We start from the raw sequence: 18,660 nt of genomic DNA on the forward strand, positions 1-18,660 counted from the left end.
TCGTCAACGCTGCCAGACGAACGCTGCTTCTTCGCACGCCTGGCAGTGGAAGACGTAACCCCGGCCACCGCCGCCGAAGTTGATCGCGGTCGTGTGGTCGTGCCCCTCTTCGAGTTGGGCGGTGAACGTCATGGGAGTGGTGCAGGACGGGCAGACGGGCGTCTCGTCGTTCTGCCACCACTCGGGTTCACCGCCCAGCTTCCCGAGAACGGACTCCTCGGCCGGCTCGTCGTCGGAGTGAGGACGCAGGGCGGTCACCGCGCCGAGCAGCGTCTCGCCCTCGGCGGGGACGACGGCCGCCGAGAGCGGCCCGGTGAACAGACAGGCCCGGTTGGCGCCGGAGACGGCGTCCCAGCAGTCGCACATGCCGGGGTCGTCCTGGCACATGAACACCGCCACCGTCCCGAAGTCGAGAGGCAGGTGCGCGAGGAACTGCATGGCTTCACCGCACTCGCGGCACAGCGGCCAGGTGAACCCCGCCGGGACCAGCGGGACTCCGCCGGTGCGCAGAACGGGTGCGTCGGCGGCGATCTCCTCGCCGTGGACCAGGAACATCGGCACAGCCTAAGCCAGCAGTTCGACGCCCAGCGCCGACGCGGTGTGCAGCACCGAGTTGCGGTGGCGTTGGGCGACGGCCAGTCCCGCGTCCCGCAGCACCGAGGCGTGGGCACTGGCCGACGCGGCCGAGATCCCCAGCCGCCGCGCCAGTTCCGACGTCGTGCACCCGCTCGCGATGACCACCAACGCGGCGGCGCGGGTCCGGCCGAGCAACGCCTCCAACGACCGCTTACCGGCACTCGTCACCTGCAGGTCGCGCGCGATCGGGTAGACGAGCACCGGCGTGCGGCTCTGGTCGCGCAGCATGATGGGCCGTTCCCAGCAGAAGTACGACGGCACGAGGATCAAACCCTGGCCGTGCAGGTGCACATCGCGGCCGGGGAAGCGGGACTCGATCGACAGCACCGGTCGTGCCCACGAGATCGTCGGGTGCAGGGCCGCGAGCACGCCCTCGCAACCGCTGTCCAGAAAGGACCTGGCCCGCACCGCGCGGTCCGCGTCCACGACGGCGCGCACCTCGTCCCAGATCGGGGCGAGTGCGTGCCGGTGGTAGGCCCGCAACGCCTCGCCGAGCGAGTCCAGAGTGGCCACGTCGCCGTCGGCCAGCAGGTGGGTGCGCGGGTCGAGGCGCGGGCAGTCCAGTTGTTCCAGGTCCGCGCGCAACGACTCGACCGGCGTCGACAGCACGGCGTCGATGCCCGCGTCCACCGCGCAGGCACCGGCGGTGGGCGTGAGGAAGTCGGGGGAGTAGCCGACCGGCGGCGCGAGTTGCATGAGCCAGCGGGTGTCCTCGGGCAGCGTCGCTCGCACGGCCGCCCGCCACGCGCCGAACACGGGCGTGGCCGACCGCTGCCGCAGCACGTGCAGGCTCAGCAGGATCTCCCACATCGGGTCGGGACCGGCGGCGACGCGCACCCTCGCCAGGTCCTCCGCCGTGAAGTGGACACGCAGCACGGCAAGCAGAGTGGCACAGCGACCCGGGACCTGTACCGGATTCCACGCGACTCATCCGAATGGTGCATATCGCCCACTCTGCGTGGTCCCAGCACGGCTCTGAGTGGTTCTACCTGGCTTTTTCGGACTTGGCCGAATGTGGTGGCGACGGTTCGCGCGCTGCCGCCAAGCTTCTCGCCGAGCGCCGGGCAAGGGGACGGCGCCACCACTGAGGGGATCGTTTCCGATGAAGCTCGCGAAGATCACCGGGGCCGTCGCGGCCGTCGGTGTCGCCATGACCATCCTGACCGCGCCGGTCGCGTTCGCCGCGCCCGGCGAGACCGTCATCCCGGCCGCCGCCGAACTCGGCATCCAGGGCGAAGGCGTGCTGCCGCACCAGTTCCAGGTGCAGAAGACCGGCTACTGGTGCTCCGCGGCCGCCGCCCGCATCGCGCTGACGGCCCGCGGCAAGTACGTCGAGCAGTCCACGCTCGCGTCGTTCATGAAGGTCACCACCAACGGCCTGCCCAACATCAAGAACCTCGAGAACGCGCTCGACCACTACACCGGCTCGACCTACTACCAGGTCAAGCAGTGGACGTCCGACGCGCAGCTGCTCACGAAGCTCAAGGCCGACGTCGTCTACAACGCCAACCGCGGCCACGCCGTCGTCATCAACGTGGTGAAGCTCAACGGCCGCAACTACTCCGGCGGCCACTACGCCACGATCGTCGGCTACCGCGCGGGCGGCAACGAGTTCGCCGTCTCCGACCCGGCGTACGCGGGTGGCGGGCTGCACTGGCTGAGCGCGTCCAACGTGTCGTCGGGCATCAAGCTCCGCCGGTATGTCGCGTGAGGTCCTGAGGCCTGTCGACGTCCACACCGTCCGCCACGTCGGCGCACTCGACGTGACGGACGGTGTTGGCTTTCAGGTAGTCCCGCGCCCCCTGGTCGCCCGCCGCCGACGCCATCACGCCCGCGAAGTGGTCCGAGCCGATCAGCACCGGATGCCCGATCTCGCCGTCGTAAGTGGCGCGGGCGAGCGCCTTCGGTTCGGCGAGCGCCATCAACCGGTGCAGCGCCGCGACCGTGACCCCCGGAGTGTCCACGGGCAGCACGACCACCGCGTCCGCCAGACCGACGGCGTGCAGCCCGGTGCGCAACGACGAGCCCATGCCGGTGGCCCAGTCGGGGTTGTCGACGACCGTCACACCGTCGAGCACGGCCCGGTCGCGCACGTCAGCGGCCTGCGCGCCGAGCACCACGACGACGGGCGCGCAGCCGGCGGCTCCGAGCAGCTCGGCCGCCGAGTCCACGAAGAGCTTGCCGTGCAACGACACGAGCGCCTTCGGGGTGCCGAACCGGCGTCCGGCCCCCGCGGCGAGCAGCAGACCGGCCACGCGCATGGCCTTGAGGCTAGTTCAGGTTCTCCAAGATCAACGAGGAAGCTGCCTCCGGGATCTCCTCGGGAATCCAGTGGCTGACGTCCTCGACCATCTCGAACCGGTACGGCCCGGTGCACCACTTCTCGGTCTCGAACGCCGCCACCGATCCGAACGCCACGTCCTCGGTGCTCCACACGTACATGGTCTTGACGCTGACCTTGTCCGCGGCGCCGTCCGGCCGCCCCGCCCGGTACCAGTTCAGCGCCGCCGTCAGCGCCCCCGGTTCGGACAGGCGCTGCACGTACTCCTCGACGTGCGAGGGCCGGATCCGCCACTCGAACATCTGCTTGAGGGCCTGCGCGTTGTTGTCGAGCATGCGCTTCTCGGTGCTGCGTTCCCGCCAGTCACGCATGTACTGCGATCGCATGGCCTGCTCTTCGTCGGTCTGCAGCGCCGTCTTCAACGCGCCGGGGTGCGGCGTGGAGAACACGGTCAGGGTGCGCAGCCGGTCGGGGTGCTCGATCGCGGTCCACCACGCGACGGCGCCGCCCCAGTCGTGGCCGACCAGGTCGAACGTGGTCCACCCCAGCGCGTCCGCCATCGCGAGCACGTCGCCGACCAGGTGCGTGACCGAGTACTCGCTGACCTGCTCCGGGCGCACGCCGGGGGAGTAGCCGCGCTGGTCGGGGGCGACGGCGCGGAAGCCGTTGACGCCGAGCACCGCGACCTGGTGCTCCCACTCGAGGGCGGCCTCGGGGAACCCATGCAGCAGCAGCACCGGGCGGCCGTCCTCCGGGCCGGACGCGATGGCGTCGAAGGAGCCTGCCTCGGTCTCGATGCTGATGTGCTCGATCACTTTTCGCACCCTACCGGTGTGACCTGGCTCTCAACGGCCGAGCCGAAGAGCGTGGCCTCACGAACATCAAATGTGCATCCGCAGGTAGACGTCGCGAAACCGCAGGGCGGTACGAATGCAGTCGTGCTCGTGCTGCACGGCGGCCGCGAACACGGCCTCGAACCCGTCCGGCGGCACAACCTCGCCTATCTGAGGATGGTGCCGCTGGCCAGGGCGTTGCGCGCGCCCGGCGTCGAGGTCTGGACCCTGCGCTACCGGGTGCGCGGCTGGAACGCGCCGAGGCTCGACCCCGTCCAGGACGCGCAGTGGGCGCTCGACCGGATCAGTGAACAGCACCCCGGTGTGCCCATCGTGCTCGTGGGGCACTCCATGGGCGGACGGACCGCACTGCGCGTTGCCGGTCATCCGAACGTGGTGGCCGTGTGTGCGCTTGCGCCGTGGTTGGTGCCTGGCGAGCCGTACGAGCAGTTGAGCGGCAAGGCGCTGTTGATCGCGCACGGCGATCAAGAGCGGATGACGGACCCGGCCAAGTCGCTCGAGTTCGCGCGGCAGGCCAAGACCGTCACGGACCGGGTGGCGCGGTTCAGCGTCGTCGGGGACGGGCACGCGATGCTGCGGCGGGCGCGCGACTGGACCCGGCTGGTGGTGTCTTTCGTCCACGGTGAGTTGGGGCTCGAACCGGTGGCGCCCGACATCGCGAATGCCATGGAGGAGGCCTCGCCGCGGGGCCTCGACGTGCCGTTGGGAGGCTCGCGTGGCTGAGGTAGCCGTCATCGGAGCAGGGGTTGCCGGGCTCACGGCCGCATACGTGCTGCAACGCAAGCACGACGTGACGCTGTTCGAGGCCGACGACCGGCTCGGCGGGCACGCGCACACGCACGACATCGGTGGCGTCGCCGTCGACTCCGGGTTCATCGTCCACAACGAACGCACGTACCCGAACCTGATCAGGCTCTTCCGCGAGCTCGGCGTGTCCACTCAGGACTCCGAGATGTCGATGAGCGTGCGCTGCGACGGCTGCGGGCTGGAGTACGCGGGCGCGAAGAAGCTGCCCGGGTTGTTCCCCCGTCCGGCGAACGCGACCAACAGCCGGTACCTGCGGATGCTCGCCGAGGTCACCCGGTTCTACAAGCACGCGCAGCGCGTCCTGGACCACGAGGAGGCGCACGACGTCACGCTCGGGGCGTTCCTCGCGATCGGCGGGTACAGCCGCTACTTCGTCGACCACTTCATCATTCCGCTGGTCAGCGCGGTGTGGTCGTCCGGCGCGGCGCTGAGCATGAAGTACCCGGCGTGGTACCTGTTCGAGTTCCTCGCGAACCACGGGATGCTCGCCATCGGCGGTACGCCGCAGTGGAAGACCGTCGTCGGAGGCTCGCGCACGTACGTCGATCGCGCCGTGCAGGGTCTTGACGCCGTGCACGTCGGCACGCCCGTCAAGGCCGTCACGCGCAACGGCAGTGGCGTCGAGATCCGCGATCACAACAACGTCCTGCACACGGCGGACCACGTCGTCATCGCCACGCACCCGGACCAGGCGCTCGGACTCCTCGCGGACCCGACGCGCGAGGAGAAGGAGGTGCTCGGCGCGTTCCAGTACTCGCGCAACGAGACGTGGCTGCACACCGACGCCTCGATCCTGCCGCGCACGAATGGCGCGCGGGCGTCGTGGAACCTCTACAAGCGGGCCTGCCGGGAAGCCGACGGCCAGGTGCTCGTCAGCTACCACATGAACCGGCTGATGCGGCTCGGCGGCGACCGCGACTTCGTCGTCACGCTCAACCCGCACGACGTGAACCCGGACCGGGTGCTCGCGAAGATGGTCTACGAGCACCCGATCTACACGCCTGACTCCGTTGCGGCGCAACGACGTCTGCCCGAGATCAACACCGGCACGACCGCGTACGCCGGCGCGTACCACGGGTGGGGCTTCCACGAGGACGGCTGCGCGTCGGGAGTGCGCGCGGCCAAGCACTTCGGGGTCGACTGGTGATCTACGACGTCCTCATCACGCACCAGCGCCGCGAGCTGATCGACAGGGCGTTCAGCCACCGCGCCTACATGTGGCTGGTCGACCTGAACGGGTTACCGAACCTGCCCTGGTGGGCGCGGCCGTTCGCGAAGTTCGACGCCCGCGATCATCTCGGGTCGCCGGACAAGACCATCCGCGAGAACCTCGACGAATGGCTGGCCGAGCGCGACATCGACCTCGGCGGCGGGCAGGTCCTGATGCTCGCCAACGCGCGCGTGCTCGGATACGTCTTCAACCCGCTGTCCGTGTACTGGTGCCACGACGCGTCCGGCGAGCTCGTGTGTGTGGTCGCCGAGGTGCACAACACGTACGGCGGACGGCATTGCTATCTGCTGCGCACCGACGAGAACGGCCGTGCGTCGGTGGACAAGGAGTTCTACGTCTCGCCGTTCCTGGAAGTCGACGGGCACTACGTGATGAAGATGCCCAAACCGGGAAACCAGCTGTCCGTGACCATCGCGTTGCGGCAGAACGGGAAGACCACCTTCAGCGCGACGATGAAGGGCGAGCGCAGTTCGGGTCTGCGCATGCTCTTCAGACGGCCGCTCATGCCCCACCGCGTGTCAGCGTTGATCCGCCGCCACGGAATCGCGCTCTACCTGAGGCGAATCCCGATCATCCCCAGGAGTGATGGATGAGCACGTTGTCCCTGCCCCGTCCCGGCCAGGGCATCTGGCCAGGACTCTTCACCGCGCCGCGCTCGCCCATGCGCGCGCGGATCGCCGAGTCGCTGTTCCGCAACGCCGTGCGCTCGTTGCCCGTGACCGTCGCCCTGCCCGACGGCCGCACGTGGGGCGCGGGCGGACCGGTCATGCGGCTGGTGCGGCCCGCCGAGTTCTTCCACCGGCTCGGCGCCGACGCCAAGATCGGCTTCGGCGAGGCCTACATGGTCGGCGACTGGGACGCCGAGGACCTCGCGGGCGTGCTCGCGGCGTTCGCGGCCCGGCTCTCCACCCTGATCCCGCCCGGCCTGCAGCGGTTGCGCCGGCTCGCCGAACGCCGGCAGACCGAGGTCAACGACGTCGCCGGCTCGCGGCAGAACATCCACCGGCACTACGACCTGTCGAACGAGCTGTTCGGGGTGTTCCTGGACGAGACGATGACGTACTCGTCGGCGTTGTTCGAGGGCTCGGACACCGACCTGCGCACCGCCCAGCTGCGCAAGATCGACGGCGTGCTCGACTACGCGGGCGTCCGCGACGGTTCTCGTGTGCTGGAGATCGGCACGGGCTGGGGCGCGCTCGCCATCCGGGCCGCCCAGCGCGGCGCCACCGTCACGTCGCTGACCATCTCCGCCGAACAGCGCAAGATGGCGCTGGACCGGGTGAGGGACGCGGGTCTCCACGATCGGGTGACGGTCGAGTTGCGTGACTACCGTGAGGAGCACGGTCAGTACGACGCCGTCGTCAGCGTCGAGATGATCGAGGCGGTCGGTGCCGAATACTGGCCCGAGTACTTCTCGATGCTCGACCGCGTGCTCGCTCCCGGCGGCCGCGTCGGACTCCAGGCGATCACCATGCCGCACGACCGCATGATCGCGAGCAAGGCCAGTTACACCTGGATCCACAAGTACATCTTCCCCGGCGGGCTCATCCCGTCGGTGCGGTCGATCGAGGAGTCGGTGCGCGATCACACCCGGCTCGAGATCGTCGAGTCGCGGTCGTTCGGCCTCGACTACGCCGAGACCCTGCGGCAGTGGCGCGACACGTTCCTCACCCGTTGGGACGAGGTCCGGGACCTGGGCTTCGACGACACGTTCCGCCGGATGTGGGAGTTCTACCTGGCCTACTCGGAGGCCGGTTTCCGGGTCGGATACCTGGGAGTTCAGCAATTCGGCATGGCCGAAAGACTGGGCCATTAGGACCACCTTCTGCCCCAAAAGGGTGCTGGTACCCCCACCCGACTGGACTTCGTGGTCCTCTTGGAAGCAGGCGGTATCAAACGGCTCGCTGCGGTCTCTTCTTCAGTGAAGCCCCTAGTGTCGCTGTAGTGGAGGAGGTCGCCGGGATGGTCATGCCCACAGCCGTGCGGTCCGGTGGCGGTGTCGACGTCCTCTCCGCGGAGGAGGTCTGGAACCAGCCAACGGTGCCCATGCGCCGTCGGGTGCCGAGCCAGGCACCGGTCACCAACCAGTGGCTGGCCGAGGCCGAGTTCACCGACCTCGTCGACGCCGCGCTGGCCGGAGACAGACGGGCGGTCGAGCACCTGCTCGGCCGCATCCAGCCGCTGATCGTGCGCTACTGCCGCGCACGGGTCGGCGGCCGCGAGCGCACGCTGGTGTCAGCCGAGGACATCGCGCAGGAAGTCTGCGTGGCCGTGCTCGGCGCACTCTCGAAGTACCGCTACGAACCGGGTTCGTTCCTGGCGTTCGTCTACGGCATCGCCGCGCACAAGGTGGCCGACGCCCGCCGTCGCGCCGTCCGCAACCGCGCCGAGGTCGTGCCGGAACTGCCGGACTGCCCGTCCCTGGAAACCGGTCCCGAGCAGCATGCGGTCAACGGCGAGATGCTCGCCCAGGTCACGCGGCTGCTCCACAAGCTGCCGTCCCGCCAGCGCGAGATCCTCGTGCTGCGGGTGGCCGTGGGCCTGTCCGCCGAGGAGGTCGCGCTGGCCGTCGCGTCCACCCCCGGTGCCGTGCGGGTGGCGCAGCACCGGGCGCTCAACCGGATGCGGGAGATGATCGCCGAGGAAGGCTGAGCGTCGCCTCGATGATCGCGGCGAGGTCTTGCGGGCAGGACAGGAACGGGGAGTGTCCTGCATCAAGACGAACCGCGGTGGTCGCGCGTTTCGCCATCGCCTCCTGAGCAGCCGGCGGGATGGCGTTGTCGCTGGTCGCGATGACGTAAGTGCTCGGGGTGGTGTGCCAGGCCGCCTCGGTCAGCTCTTCGGTGAAGGCCCTCCTGCTCTGCGGGTGGAGCCGATCCGTCGGCGGGTTCTCGACGCCGTTGAAGAAGATCGTCTCCGGCGTCTTGGCGTGGATGACGTCTTCTCTCGTGTCCCACCACGGCGGCGGGGAGCCGCCGACCATCTTCATGAGCGAGTCGCCGAGGTCCGGCAGGAACGCGGCCACGTAGACGATGTGCCGGACGTCGGGGTGGGTGGCCTGGGTCGCCGGGATGCCGCCGTAGGAGTGGGCGACGATCACCGTCGGACCGTTGATCGCCGCGCGGATCGCTGCGGCGTCGTCGTGCATGCCGTGCCCGGGGGCGCCTTCGGGCGCCACGCTGGGCAGGTCGACGGTGTCGACTCGCCGGCCGTCGGATTCGAGGAGGGTGCGCAGCGGTTCCCAGCACCAGGAGCCGTGCCAGGCGCCGTGCACCAGCAGGATTGCGGGGCGTTCGGACATGTCCTCAGTGGACGCCCGGTGCTCGCGGTTGCCAAGCCGGGGCTTCCGCTGAACGGAAGTGCCCGGACGCCCGAGCACCTGGGATTGCACGTTTTTCCTGACTGAGGCCAGTCTGCGCCGTTTCTGCCGCATGATCACGGTCCGCGGGTGGCAAGGTTTACCCATGGCTGATCAGGACACCGCCTTCGACGTGCTGCTGACCGGCACCGTGTTCCTCGACATCATCTTCACCGGCCTGCCGCGCCCGCCGGCTCCCGGCACCGAGGTGTGGTCCGAGGGACTCGGGTCGTGCCCCGGCGGCATCGCGAACCTCGCGGTGGCGTTGCGCAGGCTCGAACTGAAGACGGCGCTCGCGGCCGCGTTCGGCGAGGACGCCTACGGCGACTTCTGCTGGGACGTGCTCGCGGACCAGGAGGGCGTCGACCTCTCCTACTGCCGCCGCTTCTACGGCTGGCACTCGCCCGTGACGGTCAGCATGGCGATGGAACACGACCGCAGCATGGTCACGCACGGACACAAGGCACCCGTCGCGGCCGATGACCTCTTCGCGCCGCCACCGTCCGCCAAAGCGTGTTTTGTGCACATTCAGGCAGAAGACGAGCAATGGGTGCGCACGGCCAAGCAGAACGGCGCGAAGCTCTTCGCCGACATCGGCTGGGACCGCACCGGCGCGTGGTCCCCGGAACTGCTGCGCCGACTCGACGGATATGACGTGTTCCTCCCGAACCACGTAGAGGCGCAGGGCTACACCCGCACCGACACCCCGGAGGCCGCCGCGCGCAAACTCGCCGAGCACGTGCCCGTGGTGGTCGTCACACGCGGGGGCGGGGGAGCGGTCGCCGTGGACAGCGCGACCGGCGAATGCGTGGAGGTGCCGGGCCTCAACGTCGCCACGCTCGACGCGACAGGTGCCGGTGACGTGTTTGGCGCGGGGTTCGTGATGGGCACTCTGGCCGGGTGGCCGCTCGAACACCGGGTGCGGTTCGCGAACCTGTGCGCCGCCCTGTCCGTGCAGCACTTCGGGGGTTCCCTGTCGGCCCCCGGCTGGGGAGACATCGCCGTGTGGTGGCGAACGGTGAGCAGGCGGCCCGACGAAGAGCTGTCGCGTTACGGGTTCCTCGACGACCTGCTGCCCGATCATGCGGGGGTCGAGGTGCGCCGGGCTAGTCCGACGATCGGCCTCCGGCTACTCCGGTAGGTTTAAAACAGTCGATCAGCGGACGCAACCTAACCGGTCTCCCGCGCGACTTAATACGTAGAGAGTCTCTGGGGTTTTGCTCGGAAGGAGTTGCGGGTTGTTCGCCGCACGCGCGTCAGGCTTGGTCAAGTTGCTGGGGTTGTGCCTGACGGCGGGTGTGCTCCTCGCCGCGATGGTGTTCCCGTTCGTCGGAGGTCTCGGGCTCGCGTCCAACCGCGCGGCCGACACGGTCGACCAGACGTCGGGGGATCTCGCGAAGGGCGAGCTGCCGCTCGTCACCACCATTCAGGACATGAACGGCGCTCCGATCGCCTACCTGTACGACCAGTACCGCATCCCGTTGGAGTCCAAGGACATCGCGGACACCATGAAGGGTGCGATCCTGGCCATTGAGGACAAGCGGTTCTACGAGCACCAGGGCGTCGACTGGCAGGGCATCGCCCGTGCCGCCGCGAAGGCCGGTGTGGACGGTGGGGCGACGCAGGGCGCGTCGACGCTCACCCAGCAGTACGTGAAGAACTACATGGCGTTCGTGCTCGGCGCCGACAACGAGCAGGAGGCCTGGGAGAAGGCCACCGAGGCCACGATCGGCCGCAAGATGCGCGAGGCGCGCGTCGCGTTGCAGCTCGAGCAGCAGATGAGCAAGGACGAGATCCTCACCGGCTACCTGAACATCGTGCCGCTGGGCAACCAGACGTACGGCGTCGGCGCGGCCGCGAAGGCCTACTTCGGCACCACGGCCGACAAGCTGACGGTCCCGCAGGCCGCGCTGCTCGCCGCGATCGCGAACCGCCCGTCGTCGCTGAACCCCGGCACCGCCCAGGACAAGGCGCTGGAACGCCGCAACCTCGTGATCGACAAGATGCGGGAGAACGGCGCGTTCGGCGCGGACGAGAACGAGGCCAAGAAGAAGGCCGACGAGTACAAGGCCACGCCGCTCGACATCGTCCCGGACCTGCAGATCCTGCCGAAGGGCTGCGTCGGCGCCGGTGACGGCCCGATCTACGGCTTCTTCTGCTCCTACCTGCTCGACTACCTGCGCGAAGCGGGCATCACCAACAAGCAGCTGCAGCGCGGCGGCCTCACCATCAAGACGACGATGGACCCGAAGGCCACCAAGGCCGCGAAGGACGCCGCCGAGCAGCAGGTCAGCAAGACCCAGGACGGCGTCTCCAACGTCATCTCCGTCGTGCAGCCGGGCAGCGACAAGCACCGCGTGCGCGCGCTGGCCGCCTCCCGCGACTTCGGCAACAACGCCGAACTCGGCCAGGTCGCCCGCCCCGTGCCCGCCGAGGTCCTGCCCTTCGGTCCCGGCTCGGTGAACAAGGTCTTCACCGCCGCCGCCGCGATGCAGCGGAACATCACCGGCATCGACCGCAAGATCAAGGTGCCGAAGACGTACGCGTCGAAGGTCTACCCGAACGGCGGCTCTGCCTGGCAGGTGAAGAACGCGGGCAACTACGCCGAGGAGATGACGCTGACCCAGGCGCTCGCCCAGTCGCCGAACACCGGCTTCGTGATCCTGCAGGAGCAGGCGGGCCTGAACAACGTGGTCGACATGGCCTACAAGCTCGGCATGCGCGAGACCCTGACCAAGGTCGACCGCGGCGGCGTGCCGCTGAAGTCCGACGGCTCGAACGGCCCCTCGCAGGGTGACTGGACCAAGCAGAACAACGCGGGCTCCTACACCCTCGGCCCCGGCGCCACCAGCGTCCTCGAACTCGCCAACGTGGCCGCCACCATCGTCTCCAGCGGCACCTGGTGCCCGCCCACCCCGGTCGAACAGGTCCTCGACCGCTACGGCAAGCCGATCCCGCTGAAGGAAGCCCCCTGCGAGCAGGCCGTGGAACCGGCCCTCGCCGACTCTCTCGCGCAGGGCATGTCGCACGACACCACCTCCGGCGGCACCGCCTCGGGCGCGGCCAGCGCCGCGGGCTGGAACCGCCCGACCATCGGCAAGACCGGTACCACCGAGGAGAGCAAGTCGGTCGCCTTCCTGGCCGCGACCCCGCAGTACGCGGGCGCCGTGATGACCTACGCGGACGGCAACAACCCGCAGGTGATCTGCGGCGACCCGATCCGCCTGTGCCCGGGCAGCCGCAACGGCATCTTCGGTGGCCAGGGCGCCGCACCGACCTGGTTCAACGCCATGAAGGTGATCCACGAGGGCCTGCCGGTGGAACAGCTGAAGCCGGCGGCAGCCAAGTACAAGTAAGCACCCGCGCTGCCCAAAGGGCCGTCGAACGCACCAGCGTTCGGCGGCCCTTTGTCATGGGGAGAGGGGAGACGGGGGAAGGAAGGCAACGGAGCGCCAGCCGCCGAACGCGAGGCAGCCGAGAGCTGACAGCCAGGAGCCGAGAAGCCAAGAGTTCCGCGACCAGTGGCTTGAGGACAACGAAGCCGCGGGCGAGGCCGACCGAGCGCAAGCATCGCGATGGCGCAGCCGAGCCGACCGTCTTGGCTGGACCGATCAGCCGGTGTGGTGACGTCCCCACGAAACCCAGCCAATCCCTATCGACGCGCCAGCGGCGATGCACGGACCACGCCGTCGAAAGTCTTTGCACCCAAACGCAACCACCAACCCAAAGTGACCGCCCAACCCCCGCTCCCGGCAGCCGCAAACCTTTCACGATAAAGCGACTGACCAGTACAAACACCACGACCGGCATTGGTCCAAACCCCGTTATCAACCCAAGACGCCGCGCGATCACGAAAAGTAACCGCCAGTGGGCCTAATCACCTGAACCCCCAGTTGGCTTGCCCAGCTCGGTGACGCGAGGTTACGTTTCCCGCCGCATGTCACGGTTCGATAACCGCAAGGACACGGACCCGCCCCCGAAGCGGTCCAGTTCCACCACCGGGCCCCCGAAGCCCGTAGCCAGGCCCCCCGAAGCCAGGCGAAGCGCGGTTAGCCGAACTCCCCCGAGTGCATGGAGGCAGGTTTGGCACGGCATCGTCGTGCGAAGGGTCAGCTGGTGGACGTTCTCGCCAGAGTCGACCTGGACCGCAAGAAGGCCGTAGCGGCGGTAGTCGCCGCGGGCGCCCTGGCCGGCGCCGGGTTCGCCCAGGCGACCACCAGCGTCACCCCGATGGACCGCATCGTCCCCGTCGCGGCCACGAAGAACCTCGCGGCGGCCATGACCGCCCAGCAGCAAGCACAAGACCCCCAGACGGTCCACTCCGTCGACACCGGCTCCGAGACGCGCAAGCTGCTGCAGGCCGAGCAGATCCAGGCCCAGTTCCACGTCAAGGAAGCGCTCAAGTCCGCCGAGGCCTCCTACGTCAAGCGCGTCGAGGCCGAGAAGGCCGAAGCAGCGCGCAAGGCCGCTGAAGAAGAAGCCAAGCGCCCCAAGTGCGTCAGGCCGGCGCAGGGCGACTTCACGTCCGGGTTCGGCGCGCGGTGGGGTACGAGCCACAACGGCATCGACATCGCGAACGCCATCGGCACGCCGATCGTCTCCGTCATGGACGGCACCGTGGTCGAGGCCGGGCCCGCGTCCGGGTTCGGGCTGTGGGTGCGGATTCAGCACGCCGACGGCACGATCACGGTCTACGGGCACATGAACACCATCGACGTGCCGCAGGGCGCGCAGGTGAAGGCCGGGCAGCAGATCGCGACGATCGGCAACCGCGGCCAGTCGACCGGGCCGCACGTGCACTTCGAGGTGTGGGCTCAGGGCGGGCAGAAGATCAACCCCGTGGGTTGGTTGGCTGAGCGCGGTGTGAGTCTCTAAGAACGCGAACACGATCACGAAAAGTGCGAATACTCTCCGAAGACGCCGCCGGGCATGAGGCTCGGCGGCGTCGAGACCGGAGTCGCGCCAGTGATCTACCGCAGCCCCCTGCCGGCGGTGGCAATTCCTGACCGCACTGTTCCCGAGCACGTGCTGGAACACGCACGGCACAACGACAAACTCGCGCTCGTCGACGTCGTCACGGGCGAGTCGCTCACCTACGCCCAGCTCGCCCACCAGGTCCGCAGAACGGCCAAAGGCCTTGTCCGCCAAGGAATCAGGCCCGGCGACACGATCGCGTTGACGAGCCCGAACCGGCCCCGGTTCGCGGTCGGACTGCACGCGATCATGGCCGCGGGCGCGACGGCCGCGCTCATCAACCCGATGCTGACGCCGGCGGAAATCGCGCGGCTCAAGGAACTCGCGGGCGTGAAGCTGACGCTCGACCTCAACGATCTTCCTGAAGGCGACGTCGATTCGCTCCCACCGGGAAACCCCGACGCCACGGCGGTCGTGCTTTTCTCCAGCGGCACAACGGGTCTGACGAAAGCCGTCAAGCTCAGCCACCGGGCACTCGTCGCGAACCTCGAGCAGCACCGGCCCGGCTGGCGCATCGACGCCACCGACGTGCTCGCCGCGAACCTGCCGTTCTTCCACGTCTACGGCTTCGCGATCATCCTCAACTCCGGGCTGCTCGGCGGCGCCACGCTCGTCACCATGCCCCGCAGCGACACGGCCACGTACCTGCAACGGCTCGCGGATCATCGCGTCACACGGGCGTTTCTGGTGCCGCCGCTCGCCGCCGCCATCGCCGCGCACGAGGAACCGGTGCCGGAACTCACCCTCAAGCTCGTCCTGTGCGGTGCCGCGCCGCTCGACGACGACATCCGCGAACGAGCCGAGCGCAAGCTCGGAGCGCCGCTGCGGCAGGGCTACGGACTCACCGAAGCCGGTGGCACGCACCAAACATTCGACGGTGACGTGGAATCGGACCCGGCGAGCGTCGGCGTGCTGTGTCCCGGCACCGAGGCGCGGATCGTCGAGCCCGGCACCACAACGGACGCAGGCGTTGGTGAGATGCTGATCCGCGGCCCGCAGGTCATGGACGGTTACCTGAACGACGAGCGGGCGACGGCTGAGGCGTTCGTGGACGGCTGGTTGCGCACCGGTGATCTGGTGCGAGTCCACAACGGCCGGTTCCACGTCGTGGACCGCATCAAGGAAATGATCAAGTACAAGGGTTACCAGGTCGCGCCTGCGGAGCTGGAGGCCGTGCTGCGGCGGCATCCCGCGGTGCGGGACGCGGCTGTGATCGGTGCGCCCGATCGGGTTAACGGCGAGATCCCGAAAGCCTTCGTGGTCACGGAAGGCGACGTCACGGCGGAAGAGTTGATGATCTACGTGGCGGCGGAGGTGGCGCCCTACAAGAAGATCCGCCAGGTTGAGTTCGTGCAAGAGATACCGAGGTCCGTGTCCGGCAAGATCCTTCGTCGCCTGCTCAAGAACTCCGACCGGTGAGGGTGCTGGTCACGGGTGGCGCCGAGGAGCTGGGCAGGGCGTTCTGCGAGGTCCTTGGCGCGCAAGGACATCAGCTCGTCATCACCGGACGCGACGAGCACGCGCTCGACCTGGCCGAAGCGGACTTCCGGGCCAAGGGCGTGGACGTCGAGACGCACGTCGCGGACCTCGGCGATCCGCACGCGACCGGGAAGCTGATCGAAAGCCTCGGAAACCTCGACGTGCTCGTCAACAACGGCGCGCTCGGTGGTCCGGTCGGTCCGACGTGGGAGGTCGACGAGTCCGACTGGTGGCACACTTTCGAGGTGAACCTGCGCGGCACCGCGTTCGCCGCCAACGCAGCGATTCGCACCATGTCGAGCGGCCGGATCATCGACGTGATCAGCAACGCCGGTGTGCACCGATGGCCTTACGTCACGGCCTACTCGGTGTCGAAAGCGGCCGTGATCAAGCTGACCGAGAACCTCGCGATCGAACTCAAGCACCTCCCGATCGCCGTGCTGAGCTACGACCCGGGAATGGTCGACATCGGTCTGATGCGGCGCGGTGCCGACATGGAATCCCAAGACCCGCACCAGCAACGCGTTTCGAAGTGGGCGAGATCTCAGCGCGCTGCGGGCAGGTTCACCCCGGTGGAGCAGTCCGCCGATCTTTTGGCCCGAATCGTGAGCGGAGAGTTCGATCATCTCTCCGGTGGCTTGATCACGCCCGCGAGTGGTTGAAAGATTTTTCCTCACTCACTGCGTACATAAGGCTCTTCCTCTCCGACCGGTCAACGGGGATCGTCGCGAGTGGCTTCCCCAAAACCTTCAGGAGGCGTCGTGCCTGTCGGAACTTCCTCTGCTGCCTTGACTCTGGCGGTACACCTCGAACCCTCCCATCTCGAACTGGCCCGCGATCCGCTGCACGTCGAACTTCCCGCACAGGTGCGCGAGCGGGTCGCACGCTGTCGCGAGTTCGTGCTCGAAGTGAGCACGTCCGGACGCTCCATCTACGGTGTCACAACAGGTTTCGGTCCGATGGTCGAGTTCGAGGGCCGTTCGGACGGTGCCGGGCAGAGCGACAACACCATCCTGCACCACATCGTCGGCCACGGTGAACTGCTGCCGCCCGCCGTCGCCAGGGCCGCCGTCCTCGCGCGGCTGTTCTCCTTGGGACAAGGGCGATCCGGAGTGTCCGAGCAGGTCATGGACTCGCTGACTGCCATGCTGGACACCGCATTCGCCCCAGCAGTACCACGTTTGGGGTCAGTCGGTGCGAGCGGTGATCTACAACCACTGGCCTATGTGGCCCATGCGTTGCGCGGTAACGGGAACGCGTTCTTCGGCAACGAGTTGGTCACGGCCGGGGAAGCGCTCACACGGGCGGGCCTGCCGAAGATCGTTCTCGACGGCCGGGACGCGCTCGCGTTGGTCAACGGCGTGTCCGTCACGGCGGCCGTTCTCGGACTCGCTGTGGCGCAGGCGGTTCGCGCGCGGCGGATCGCGGAACTGTTGTCCGCCTTGATGACCGACGTGCTCGGCTGCGGCACCGAGTTCACGTCGGTTGGACTACTGGCGGCGTTCGGGCATCCGGACGTCGCTGAAACGGGTGCGTCCATCAGGTCATGGCTTGCCGGCAGCACGCCGTCGGGTAGCCGTCCACTGCAGGAGCCTTACAGCATCCGCTGCACCCCTCAGCTGATCGGCGCGGCCGGCACCAGCGTGCGGCACGCGGACGACGTCGTGCGCCGCGACCTCAACGGCGTGAGCGACAACCCGTTGTTCTTCCCGGAGACCGGCGAGGTCGTGCACGGCGGCAACTTCTTCGGCCAGCCCAGCGCGTTCGCGGCCGACCAGCTCAACGTCGCCCTCGTGCAGCTGGGCAACCTGGCCGAACGCCAGCTCGACCTGCTGGTGGATCCCCACCGCGCCAACGGGTTGCCGCCGATGCTCAGCCCCGCCCCCGGCCGCCACCACGCGATCCAGGGCGTCCAGCTGTGCACCACCGCGACCGTCGCGGCGATGCGCAGGGCGGCCACGCCGGCGTCGGTCCAGAGCCTCCCGACCAACCTGCACAACCAGGACGTCGTCCCGTTCGGCACGCAGGCCGCGCTCACCGCGCTCGATCAGGCGAAGCTCCTGCGGTACCTGCACGCCTCACTCGCCGTCGGACTGCGCCAGGCCGTGCACGTCGGCGCCCGCGCTCCGCGGTCGCCGAGGCTCGCCGCGGTTTTCGAAACAATCGCCGCCGAGGTGCCGCCGATCGTGGAGGACCGGCCCCTCGACACGACTCTCGGCCGGGTGGCGGACGTCCTGGACCAACTGGTGTCCGAAGTGGAGGGTCGACCATGAGCGCTCCCGCCTACGTTCCCGCCTGGGGCCACACCTGGGTGAACCTGCCCGTCCTGCGGCTGCCGATGCCGGACGTCGACCTGATCCCGTGCACGAGCGGCTGCTTTCGGAACTCGATCGACATCAGTGCGCCGGAAGATCCGGTCCAGCGGGCCGTCCACCGGTGGTTTCTCGGCCACCAGGGAGCGTTTTTGGTCTGGAAGTTTCTTTCGGATTCACTCGATCGGTTGATACGTGAGCCGGATTCGCGGTCAGTGGGCCTCGCTGCGCTTGGATACGACGCGTACTCGGTGATGCTCGCTTATTCGGGCAGTTGTTCCCGTGAGGTGTACGAGGACGTCATCCGGCCGATGATGGTGACGTTCGACCCGGCGTTCAGCGGGAAGTGGGCGCGTGACTACGAGCCACTGCCCGGGAAGTTGCGCCGGGCGCGTACCGCACTGGGGCCCGTGGCGGCCGAACCGCTCTTCTCCGCGAGCAAGGCGAACCAGATGGCGCACATCGAGGTAATGCGCAGACTCGTCCCTGGCGGCCCGTCGCTGCTGCGGGAGGCCGGGCGGGCGCGCATGTCGACCACCGACGACGAGCGCGCGAGGTTCGACGAGTTCTTCCTGGTCAGCCGCGAGAACGTGTGCGACAGCCGCTACCGCGCACATCGGTCCGCGATTCTGTCCGCGATCGGCCAGGACCTGGTGAAACACCCGCTGAGCCCCGAGTGCGGAGAGACACTCAGGACGTTCACCACCCGACTATGAGAGAAGGCCGCG

18 protein-coding genes are annotated in these 18,660 nt (G+C 68.5%); 13 read left to right on the top strand and 5 right to left on the bottom strand.

Annotated elements, in window-relative coordinates; all coding sequences use genetic code 11:
* Positions 1-3: 3 nt before the first annotated feature.
* The gene (locus JNUCC0626_RS00575; RefSeq protein ID WP_394617627.1) at positions 4-555 is read right to left on the bottom strand and encodes a hypothetical protein; all 552 of its coding nucleotides are present in this window, start codon (positions 553-555) and stop codon (positions 4-6) included.
* Positions 556-564: 9 nt separating this feature from the next.
* Complete coding sequence (locus JNUCC0626_RS00580) at positions 565-1,512, bottom strand: ArsR family transcriptional regulator (RefSeq protein WP_394617628.1); 948 nt, start codon at positions 1,510-1,512, stop codon at positions 565-567.
* 226 nt (positions 1,513-1,738) lie between these two features.
* On the opposite strand from JNUCC0626_RS00580, the gene JNUCC0626_RS00585 reads away from it, so the two are divergent.
* A complete protein-coding gene (locus JNUCC0626_RS00585; protein WP_394617629.1) occupies positions 1,739-2,347 on the top strand; it encodes a C39 family peptidase in 609 nt (202 codons plus the stop codon).
* On the opposite strand, the gene JNUCC0626_RS00590 is transcribed toward JNUCC0626_RS00585, so the two are convergent.
* Both JNUCC0626_RS00590 and JNUCC0626_RS00595 read right to left on the bottom strand, forming a co-directional pair.
* Positions 2,322-2,897 (bottom strand): nucleotidyltransferase family protein, encoded by a 576-nt coding sequence (locus JNUCC0626_RS00590; protein WP_394617630.1) that lies wholly within the window; start codon positions 2,895-2,897, stop codon positions 2,322-2,324. The two genes, JNUCC0626_RS00585 and JNUCC0626_RS00590, sit on opposite strands and share 26 nt — an antisense overlap.
* A gap of 10 nt (positions 2,898-2,907) precedes the next feature.
* The gene (locus JNUCC0626_RS00595; protein ID WP_394617631.1) at positions 2,908-3,732 is read right to left on the bottom strand and encodes an alpha/beta fold hydrolase; all 825 of its coding nucleotides are present in this window, start codon (positions 3,730-3,732) and stop codon (positions 2,908-2,910) included.
* A 123-nt stretch (positions 3,733-3,855) separates the two neighbouring features.
* Between JNUCC0626_RS00595 and JNUCC0626_RS00600 the strand changes: the two genes are divergently transcribed.
* From JNUCC0626_RS00600 to shbA, 5 genes are all read left to right on the top strand, one after another.
* Positions 3,856-4,494, top strand: a complete 639-nt coding sequence (locus JNUCC0626_RS00600) for an alpha/beta hydrolase (RefSeq protein ID WP_394617632.1) — start codon at positions 3,856-3,858, stop codon at positions 4,492-4,494.
* Positions 4,487-5,725 carry an NAD(P)/FAD-dependent oxidoreductase gene (locus tag JNUCC0626_RS00605; protein ID WP_394617633.1) on the top strand — a complete coding sequence of 413 codons (1,239 nt, stop codon included), beginning with the start codon at positions 4,487-4,489 and terminating at the stop codon, positions 5,723-5,725. The genes JNUCC0626_RS00600 and JNUCC0626_RS00605 overlap by 8 nt, the downstream gene beginning before the upstream one ends.
* Positions 5,722-6,402, top strand: a complete 681-nt coding sequence (locus tag JNUCC0626_RS00610; protein WP_394617634.1) for a DUF1365 domain-containing protein — start codon at positions 5,722-5,724, stop codon at positions 6,400-6,402. The genes JNUCC0626_RS00605 and JNUCC0626_RS00610 overlap by 4 nt, the downstream gene beginning before the upstream one ends.
* On the top strand, positions 6,399-7,625 hold the full coding sequence (locus JNUCC0626_RS00615; protein ID WP_394617635.1) for a class I SAM-dependent methyltransferase: 1,227 nt from the start codon (positions 6,399-6,401) through the stop codon (positions 7,623-7,625). Before JNUCC0626_RS00610 ends, JNUCC0626_RS00615 begins: the two co-directional genes overlap by 4 nt.
* A 128-nt stretch (positions 7,626-7,753) precedes the next feature.
* Positions 7,754-8,461: an RNA polymerase sigma factor ShbA gene (gene shbA / locus JNUCC0626_RS00620; RefSeq protein WP_394617636.1), complete on the top strand. Its 708-nt coding sequence runs from the start codon at positions 7,754-7,756 to the stop codon at positions 8,459-8,461.
* On the opposite strand, the gene JNUCC0626_RS00625 is transcribed toward shbA, so the two are convergent.
* The gene (locus JNUCC0626_RS00625; protein ID WP_394617637.1) at positions 8,424-9,110 is read right to left on the bottom strand and encodes an alpha/beta fold hydrolase; all 687 of its coding nucleotides are present in this window, start codon (positions 9,108-9,110) and stop codon (positions 8,424-8,426) included. The two genes, shbA and JNUCC0626_RS00625, sit on opposite strands and share 38 nt — an antisense overlap.
* Before the next feature lie 163 nt (positions 9,111-9,273).
* Here JNUCC0626_RS00625 and JNUCC0626_RS00630 point away from each other — a divergent pair, with 163 nt between their 5' ends.
* The 7 genes from JNUCC0626_RS00630 to JNUCC0626_RS00660 all read left to right on the top strand — a co-directional run bounded on the left by JNUCC0626_RS00630 (position 9,274) and on the right by JNUCC0626_RS00660 (position 18,648).
* Positions 9,274-10,308: a carbohydrate kinase family protein gene (locus JNUCC0626_RS00630; RefSeq protein ID WP_394617638.1), complete on the top strand. Its 1,035-nt coding sequence runs from the start codon at positions 9,274-9,276 to the stop codon at positions 10,306-10,308.
* A gap of 97 nt (positions 10,309-10,405) precedes the next feature.
* Positions 10,406-12,523: a transglycosylase domain-containing protein gene (locus tag JNUCC0626_RS00635; protein WP_394617639.1), complete on the top strand. Its 2,118-nt coding sequence runs from the start codon at positions 10,406-10,408 to the stop codon at positions 12,521-12,523.
* 760 nt (positions 12,524-13,283) lie between these two features.
* Positions 13,284-14,042, top strand: a complete 759-nt coding sequence (locus JNUCC0626_RS00640; RefSeq protein WP_394617640.1) for a M23 family metallopeptidase — start codon at positions 13,284-13,286, stop codon at positions 14,040-14,042.
* Positions 14,043-14,159: 117 nt separating this feature from the next.
* On the top strand, positions 14,160-15,560 hold the full coding sequence (locus JNUCC0626_RS00645; RefSeq protein WP_394617641.1) for an AMP-binding protein: 1,401 nt from the start codon (positions 14,160-14,162) through the stop codon (positions 15,558-15,560).
* Positions 15,557-16,282: an SDR family NAD(P)-dependent oxidoreductase gene (locus JNUCC0626_RS00650; protein WP_394617642.1), complete on the top strand. Its 726-nt coding sequence runs from the start codon at positions 15,557-15,559 to the stop codon at positions 16,280-16,282. The genes JNUCC0626_RS00645 and JNUCC0626_RS00650 overlap by 4 nt, the downstream gene beginning before the upstream one ends.
* A 126-nt stretch (positions 16,283-16,408) precedes the next feature.
* The gene (locus JNUCC0626_RS00655; RefSeq protein WP_394617643.1) at positions 16,409-17,893 is read left to right on the top strand and encodes an HAL/PAL/TAL family ammonia-lyase; all 1,485 of its coding nucleotides are present in this window, start codon (positions 16,409-16,411) and stop codon (positions 17,891-17,893) included.
* Positions 17,890-18,648 (top strand): hypothetical protein, encoded by a 759-nt coding sequence (locus JNUCC0626_RS00660; protein WP_394617644.1) that lies wholly within the window; start codon positions 17,890-17,892, stop codon positions 18,646-18,648. Before JNUCC0626_RS00655 ends, JNUCC0626_RS00660 begins: the two co-directional genes overlap by 4 nt.
* Positions 18,649-18,660: the final 12 nt, after the last annotated feature.

Source organism: Lentzea sp. JNUCC 0626 (assembly GCF_043632865.1).
GTDB lineage: Bacteria > Actinomycetota > Actinomycetes > Mycobacteriales > Pseudonocardiaceae > Lentzea.